Annotated in this window: 5 protein-coding genes; all 5 read left to right on the forward strand. The window is 43.2% G+C overall.

Annotation, left to right across the window (positions count from 1 at the left end; translation table 11 throughout):
- Nucleotides 1-1854 precede the first annotated feature (1854 nt).
- The 5 genes from DW49_RS1000000133415 (at nt 1855) to DW49_RS0123470 (ending at nt 6798) form a co-directional block, all read left to right on the forward strand.
- Nucleotides 1855-2328, forward strand: coding sequence for an AAA family ATPase (locus DW49_RS1000000133415; RefSeq protein ID WP_032617506.1), 474 nt, complete (start codon nt 1855-1857; stop codon nt 2326-2328).
- Between the two features lie 53 nt (nt 2329-2381).
- The gene (locus DW49_RS01000000128825; RefSeq protein ID WP_202803583.1) at nt 2382-4091 is read left to right on the forward strand and encodes an ATP-dependent nuclease; all 1710 of its coding nucleotides are present in this window, start codon (nt 2382-2384) and stop codon (nt 4089-4091) included.
- Nucleotides 4073-5974 carry a UvrD-helicase domain-containing protein gene (locus tag DW49_RS0123460; RefSeq protein WP_005622364.1) on the forward strand — a complete coding sequence of 634 codons (1902 nt, stop codon included), beginning with the start codon at nt 4073-4075 and terminating at the stop codon, nt 5972-5974. The genes DW49_RS01000000128825 and DW49_RS0123460 overlap by 19 nt, the downstream gene beginning before the upstream one ends.
- Before the next feature lie 161 nt (nt 5975-6135).
- On the forward strand, nt 6136-6348 hold the full coding sequence (locus tag DW49_RS0123465; RefSeq protein WP_024421440.1) for a hypothetical protein: 213 nt from the start codon (nt 6136-6138) through the stop codon (nt 6346-6348).
- A gap of 63 nt (nt 6349-6411) precedes the next feature.
- Nucleotides 6412-6798: a hypothetical protein gene (locus DW49_RS0123470; RefSeq protein ID WP_024421441.1), complete on the forward strand. Its 387-nt coding sequence runs from the start codon at nt 6412-6414 to the stop codon at nt 6796-6798.
- Nucleotides 6799-6878 lie beyond the last annotated feature (80 nt).

Raw genomic sequence — 6878 nt, forward strand, 5'->3', positions numbered from 1 at the left:
TGTTCTCCTGCTCAAAAAGTGAGCAGAAGCAGTTGAACACCTGGGTCAGTTTTCAGTCGGCAGAACAGCCTCTACTGGGTCAGTTTTCGGTCAGCGACAACATCAGTAACCCCCTTCGGTAAAAGAAAGAGCTTTCCGAGGTGTTCAAACCTCGAAGAGCAGTAATGCACCGCGCACTTCGTGCCTATGGCACGGCGCGGAGTGGACCCCTCACGACAGCGTGACAGCCCGTCTAAGCGGCGCAGGTGGATGAAGCCCACCCGCCCTGGCCTGCGGCCACCCTTTGGGGCGCTAAGACCCGGATAAATCGCCCCAGTCCGGCAAGCCGGCCCAGGACTCAACCGGGCGCGTTTGCGCGCTGGCTTACCAAAAGATAAAGAACGCCTCAATTACCAGCGTTTTCAGCAAATCCGGTGTTTAGTGGGGAGTGCCGGTGGATGATATGCACGCGACTTTATTGGCGCCGGACATCCAATCGGTAAAGCAAAGCTTTCCCGATTGGATGTCCGGCCGACAACGAGCGGAGCGAGGCGTCAGCCCGGCCTCAGGAACAGAGACTGCTAATTGTTTGTGTTTCAGCGTGGATAAGTCGCTTACACCTAATTTTCTGACAGCGTAGAAAAGCTAGCTGGTTGCGATGACTTAGATGCAACGTGCCAGCTTCAAATGGACAAGACTGATATCGGCTGCATGGCTCATGCCTGGCCCAAGTCCCTCGGGCTACACGCTACTCACAGAAGCTCATTTCCTCAGGAGGCTTTGTGCTACATCCAGGTGCTGTACGAAACCAAAAATGGTAGAACTCAGAGCTCGATTTTCTAAGTCGAAGGGGCAAGAAAAGGCAAAGCCTGCGATGGAGGCTCTGTCGCGTGGGTAACAGCCCTGAGGAGATCTGTTGGCAACCAAAGTCAGACAGCACATTGGAGACGGGATATACAGATCGAGAAGCACGGGCTCGGGTCTGCCTTCCCCAATATTTCCTTGAAATTCGTCGAAGGCTAACGTGCAGTCAAATCGCCATCTGCTTGGCTCTAGACTTGCTGAGAAATCTCGTTCGCATTCACTGCAGAAATGGGGGATTTTCTTACCCCAGGGGACTGGTACTTGAGGCGTTCAATGTGAGGTAGTCGGAGGCCTACCTTGCTGAGCATTCCAGACTAAGCTCAGGGGCCGACGAGCGACATGAAAGCCATGGTTGATTGCACCGGTTGACGTGTTGGCATAGCTGTACATTCCGCACATCGCGCAGACCAAGAAAATGTACTGCAGCTAAGCTCTGGACATTTGCAGGGGAGGCAAGGTTGCTACGGCATGGTTTCCGAGCGTCTACCAATCATCTAGAGACGGCTTAGAATCGATCAAAACAGGTGGTCCATATTGACTATGGCAAGGTTGACTAATCAAGGAAAGAAGACGCCTCATGAACCTATATACAAAAAATGGTAAGCCCCTCCAAGTCTCAGGTACTACTGTTTACAGCCGTTCTGGTCGCCTAGTCGGACGCATTAAAGGGGAAAAGGTATTTGGGACAGACGGCCGCTACGTTGGGAGCATCGTCGGTGATCGTCTTGTTTACCGCTCCACGCAAAGCGCTGAGCTTGGCCCTGCCTTCTCATCAGCGAACCGAGCAGGAACAGCACGGGCACAACGAGCAGGATCCGCAATATGGGGCGCTGAGCCCGAAATACCCGGTTGAGAAGATTGACGGGTAATACAAAATCTATATCAGTGATAAAACGCTACAAGGGAATACCAATAGGTCTTGGCATCATGCAGGCCGAGTAAGCTGCAACATAAGATGAGTTGTAATGAGAAGGCTTAATAAATCGCTAATGCTAATGAAAGGATGCTGCAATGCGTATAACAAAGATCAAGATGCAGAACTTTAGGTTGCTGAAAGATATATCAGTTGACTTGGAAAGTGGCCTGTCAGTAATTATTGGGAAAAATAATACCGGTAAAACGTCGTTTCTTCTATGTTTGGAGAAATTTATAGGTGGCACAGCGACCCGCAACACATTTACCTTTGAGGATCTGAATAGTGACGTAAAAGACAATCTGTTGAAAATAGTCTCAGGTACTGCGCTGAATGAAAGCAGCATTGGTATCGTTCTGAAAGTTTTCATCGAGTATGACGACGATGACGACCTCGAGAACATAGGAGACAAGGTTATTATGGATTTAGATCCCGATAATAAGGTTGTCGTTCTCGCATTCGAATATAAGGCAACTACGGATGATATTGCTACGCTGGTGGAAGATTTTAAAGAGCTAACAGCCAAAAAAAATGCAGAAAAAAATCGTTGCCCTCGCTTTTCGAGTACTTGAGGGATAAGCACAATAAGTATTTCACCATCTCGCGTCGTAGTTTGTACTTTGATATGCAAACAAAAAAAGAGGATGATGAGCATTTCGTAGACTTAGACCTCGAAAATATTAATTTATCTAAAATCATAAACTTCAAATGGATTAGTGCTAGGCGTAATGTGTCTAACAAGGATGCGGACAACTCTCTATCGCAACTATCAGCTAAGATTTATAAAAAGCTCGAAGCTAGCAACCCTAATGAGTCGGTGGTGGAAGAGTTCAAAGATACGTTGACTAATACTGATGCCAAGCTGAATATCGTTTACCAGAAAATATTTGAAGGGGTTATAAATGATGTGAAAAAATTTGGAGGGTTAAGTCAAAATGATTCTGTTATAAAAATTGTGTCATCGCTGCAGCATCGTGATTTGTTGGAAGAGAATACCACGGTCATGTATGGCCTTGGTAACAACGAGCATGACCTACCAGAAAACTATAATGGATTGGGATATCTAAACCTAATCAGTATGATATTTGAAATTAAACTTAAGCTTCATGACTTTCATAAAGATATCAACGAATCTCCATCTGATATAAATTTGCTCTTCATCGAGGAGCCGGAAGCGCATACACATCCGCAGCTTCAGAGGATCTTCATTAAAAATATTAAGTCTTTGTTAAAGCCTGGTATAAAAAGAGTCGATGGTGTAAAGCGAGATCTCCAGACGATACTCAGTACACACTCTTCATATATAGTATCTGAAAGCGATTTTGAAGATATCAAGTATTTCAAAAAAACGGACAAAGGCGTCACATCCAAAAATTTGAAAGATCTAAAGGACTACTACGAAGACTCGCAGCACTACACATTTCTTAAACAATACTTGACCATTCACCGTTCCGAGTTGTTTTTTGCAGATAAAGCGGTTTTTATAGAAGGTGACACGGAGCGTGTTTTGCTTCCTGCGATGATGTCGAAAGTTGATCAGGAAGATCTTATTAAGGAATTAGAAACAGGTGTTGTAAATAACATTCCACTGCTCTCTCAAAATATTTCCATGATTGAGGTTGGAGCTTATTCACATATTTTTGAAAAGTTCGTTAATTTTATAGGTGTCAGGTCACTTATTATTACCGATATCGATGCCTCGGCTATGATGCCTGTTATAGATAAAGCAACCGGCCAGCCAAAGCTCAACAAAAAAGACGAAGTTCAATTAAGGCTTCAGAAGTGTAAAGTTGAACATGGTACTCACACTACAAACGCCTCGCTACGGTTTTTTTATAAGAAAGAAGATTTAGCTTTTTACGAAAATCTAAATTCAAGTCAGAAAACCTTAGAGAAAATGGACGATGCCCAGTGGTCCCCTTCTATATTAGGGAAGCTACTCTGTGCCTACCAAGTACCCGAAAAGAATATGGAAGGCGAGGTCTACCATGCCACGAGCTTTGAAGACGCGTTTTTTCATATAAATAGAGTTTTTATTAAGAGCTTAGCCTTCGACGAAGGTGATTTTTTCACCGGAGATAAAAAACTTCCGTCGTTAGTTCAAATACACCTAAAAAGTTTTGCGAGTGGAGCTACAGATGCATTCGATTGCGCGGAGAATGCGATTACAAGTAAACCGTCGTTTGCTATGGAGATATTACTAAACAGCACAATTAAAACGGTATCAGTATTGAATGCTAACACGACGAAATTGGAGAATGTCTCGATCGATTTTTCTAATTGGAATACACCATTGTACATTAAGGAGGCATTGCAATGGCTCAAACAAGGCTAGCACTCGAGCCCGAGGTTCAAAGCATATTTGATCATGTCGATCAGGGGAAAAACTTCTTGCTGAGTGGAGGGGCAGGTAGTGGGAAGACTTATTCTCTCGTTCAATTTATACGGCAGGTACTTGCTGAGGATCCCAAGAAAACAATCGCATGCATCACCTATACAAATGCTGCTGTAGCAGAAATTCGAGGACGTATTAGTGCTCCCAATCTGCATGTGGGTACAATCCATGAGTTCCTGTGGGACATAATTCGTCCATACAAGGCTGAGCTGATTGATGCATTGATTTTTTCACTTAAAAGTGAGTCTCCCACTAGTATCAAAAATCCAGATGATAAGTTTGATCCGGAAGTTCTTAGAGGTGCAGAGGTACAGTACAAGGAGTATACAAGGGTCAGAGAGGCTATCGTTTCTCATGACGAAATCTTGAAGCTTGCTCATGGTATGTTCAGCGCTTATCCTAAGTTATGCGACATCGCCAAAGATCGCTATAAGTTTATACTGGTGGATGAATACCAGGATACGTCTGAATTGGTGGTAGATATACTTTTAGTGCACTTTCAGAAAAGTAGCAAAACAAGCATCATAGGGTTCTTCGGTGATGCGATGCAGTCTATATATGACGAGGGCGTGGGAGATCTCAATAAGTATCGCAAGCTAGGGTTGGTTGAAGAGGTTAAAAAACTACAGAATAGAAGAAATCCTAAGTTAATCTATGAGCTTGCGAATAGACTGCGAACCGATGGTATAACTCAAGAGGCATCAACTGACGAAAATGCACCAAACATGTCTGAAGGAAAGGTTATATGTGGAAACATGAAGCTTGTTTTTACCGCCACTGATCTAGATAAGCTGGACGAGGTTAAAGACTCGTTAGGGTGGGATTTTAAAGATGTTAAAGAAAATAAAGAGCTCAATCTTACCCATAATCTAATCGCACCTAAGGCTGGATTTGCTGAACTGATGCTGATATACGACGGTGATAAAATAATTGCTTATCGCAATCGGATAAAAGATTTCATTAAAGATGGAAACATAGAGGAAGACTTCTCAGGGTTTACCTTTGGGGAGGTGATTGACTATCTAGTAGAGAGATTCCCAGGTAACGTAAAAGATGTCACTCCCACAAAAGGGATGAAGCCTTTTATCGATAGCCACCAAGAGCTATATCAAATAGCTCTGGCGACACCTTACGTTACATTCAGGCGAATGTATGTTGCCAAAGAATCGCTCATCGACGACAAAAAAGATGACCCTTCCGCTACCAGCAAAGCGGGAAGCAAACGAGATGCGCTGATAAAGCACCTTTTTAAGATTCAAAATATTATCAATCTGTATGAGACTGGACGTTATAATGAGTTTTTAAAGAGAACTGAGTTTAAAATAAGGTCTGTCGAAGATAAAAGACTGCTAAAAAAGATCATTGACGAGATTAGTGCGATGTCAGATCGGTCTATTGGGGAGGTAATAGACCGTGCAGATGAACTTGGGGTCTGTAAGAAGGATGATAATCTTTCAATATTTTTCTCTAGAAGTAGATATTTGTATGAGCGAGTTATAAGTGTAAAGTTTAACGAGTTCCAAAATCTTTTTAGATATTTGGAAGGGTATACGCCTTTTTCTACTCAGCACAAAATAAAAGGAGCTCAGTTCGACAACGTTTTAGTTATTTTGGATAACGGAAACTGGAATAATTATAATTTTAAATATATATTCGAAGGTGCTGGGAACGAGTCGGTTATCGAAAGAACACGGAAGCTATTTTATGTCTGCTGCACCCGATCTAAACGTAGCTTAGTGGTCTATTACCGCAATCCTTCTGAAAAAGCGCTTGCAACCGCCAGAAAGTGGTTTGGAGACGAGTGTGTACAATGTATTGATTAATGTCTGAAACAGAGATATGCCACACGTTCATGTGTGGCGTACTCAAAAAAATGGTCGTGATATTAATTTGTCACTTCGGCGCACCGTTTTTACTTCAACTCCATGCTTGATCCGATATAGCGTTTTTGAGTAGAGTCAGCATTTGATGAATGAGTTTAGTCATGACTGATATCGGCGAAATAAAAAATAGCTCTGCTAGCATGAAGCATCGCATTCGTCAACTCGGCGAGCTTATCCAAGAAATGGAGAATATTCTTGGCGAAGGCGCTGAGGATGCACCCCTGGCATTTTTTGAGGTGTGTGAAGAGGCGCAGCTTCAAGTGATGCAGCTGATGCACGCTACTTTTTTAGCAGTACAGGTTAAACCCAACTAACGTGAAGCTAGAAGCGCTTGTGCTGATATTTATCTACAAGCCCGTTAAATATGTGAGGAAAGCATGGAAACCATAACTGACGACTCTGCATACAGAAAGCTGTTTGACCAGTTTATGAATGATGAGGCTAGTTTGCCTCTAAGAAAAGTCCGTAGCCAACTGGAGACGCAGTTTGGCGATAATTTGCAATTAATCAGAAAGATATGGTCAGGTGAAGAAGCGCTGACATTGCAGAGCTTATCCAGCGCAAAGGCAGGGCTGCTGAGGGCGTACCAAATAAATAATGTAATTGAGTTCCATTGCTCACGCCTTGAGGGACATGACGAAGTTATCAATAAGATACAGTCAGCGCTCTGTGAAAAGCTTGAAATGGGCACTGCATATATTAATGCAGTAAATCGTTGGATAGAAAAAATTGATAGAGTAGAGCCTGGCGGTTTCAGAGGCTGAGTGCAACACCCGGCTATTGAGTTAGGGATGGACTCTCATGATGCTTGGACATCATTTCCGTCATCATTTCGATAGGGCAT

It is taken from the genome of Pseudomonas avellanae BPIC 631 (genome assembly GCF_000444135.1).
GTDB classification, from domain to species: domain Bacteria; phylum Pseudomonadota; class Gammaproteobacteria; order Pseudomonadales; family Pseudomonadaceae; genus Aquipseudomonas; species Aquipseudomonas avellanae.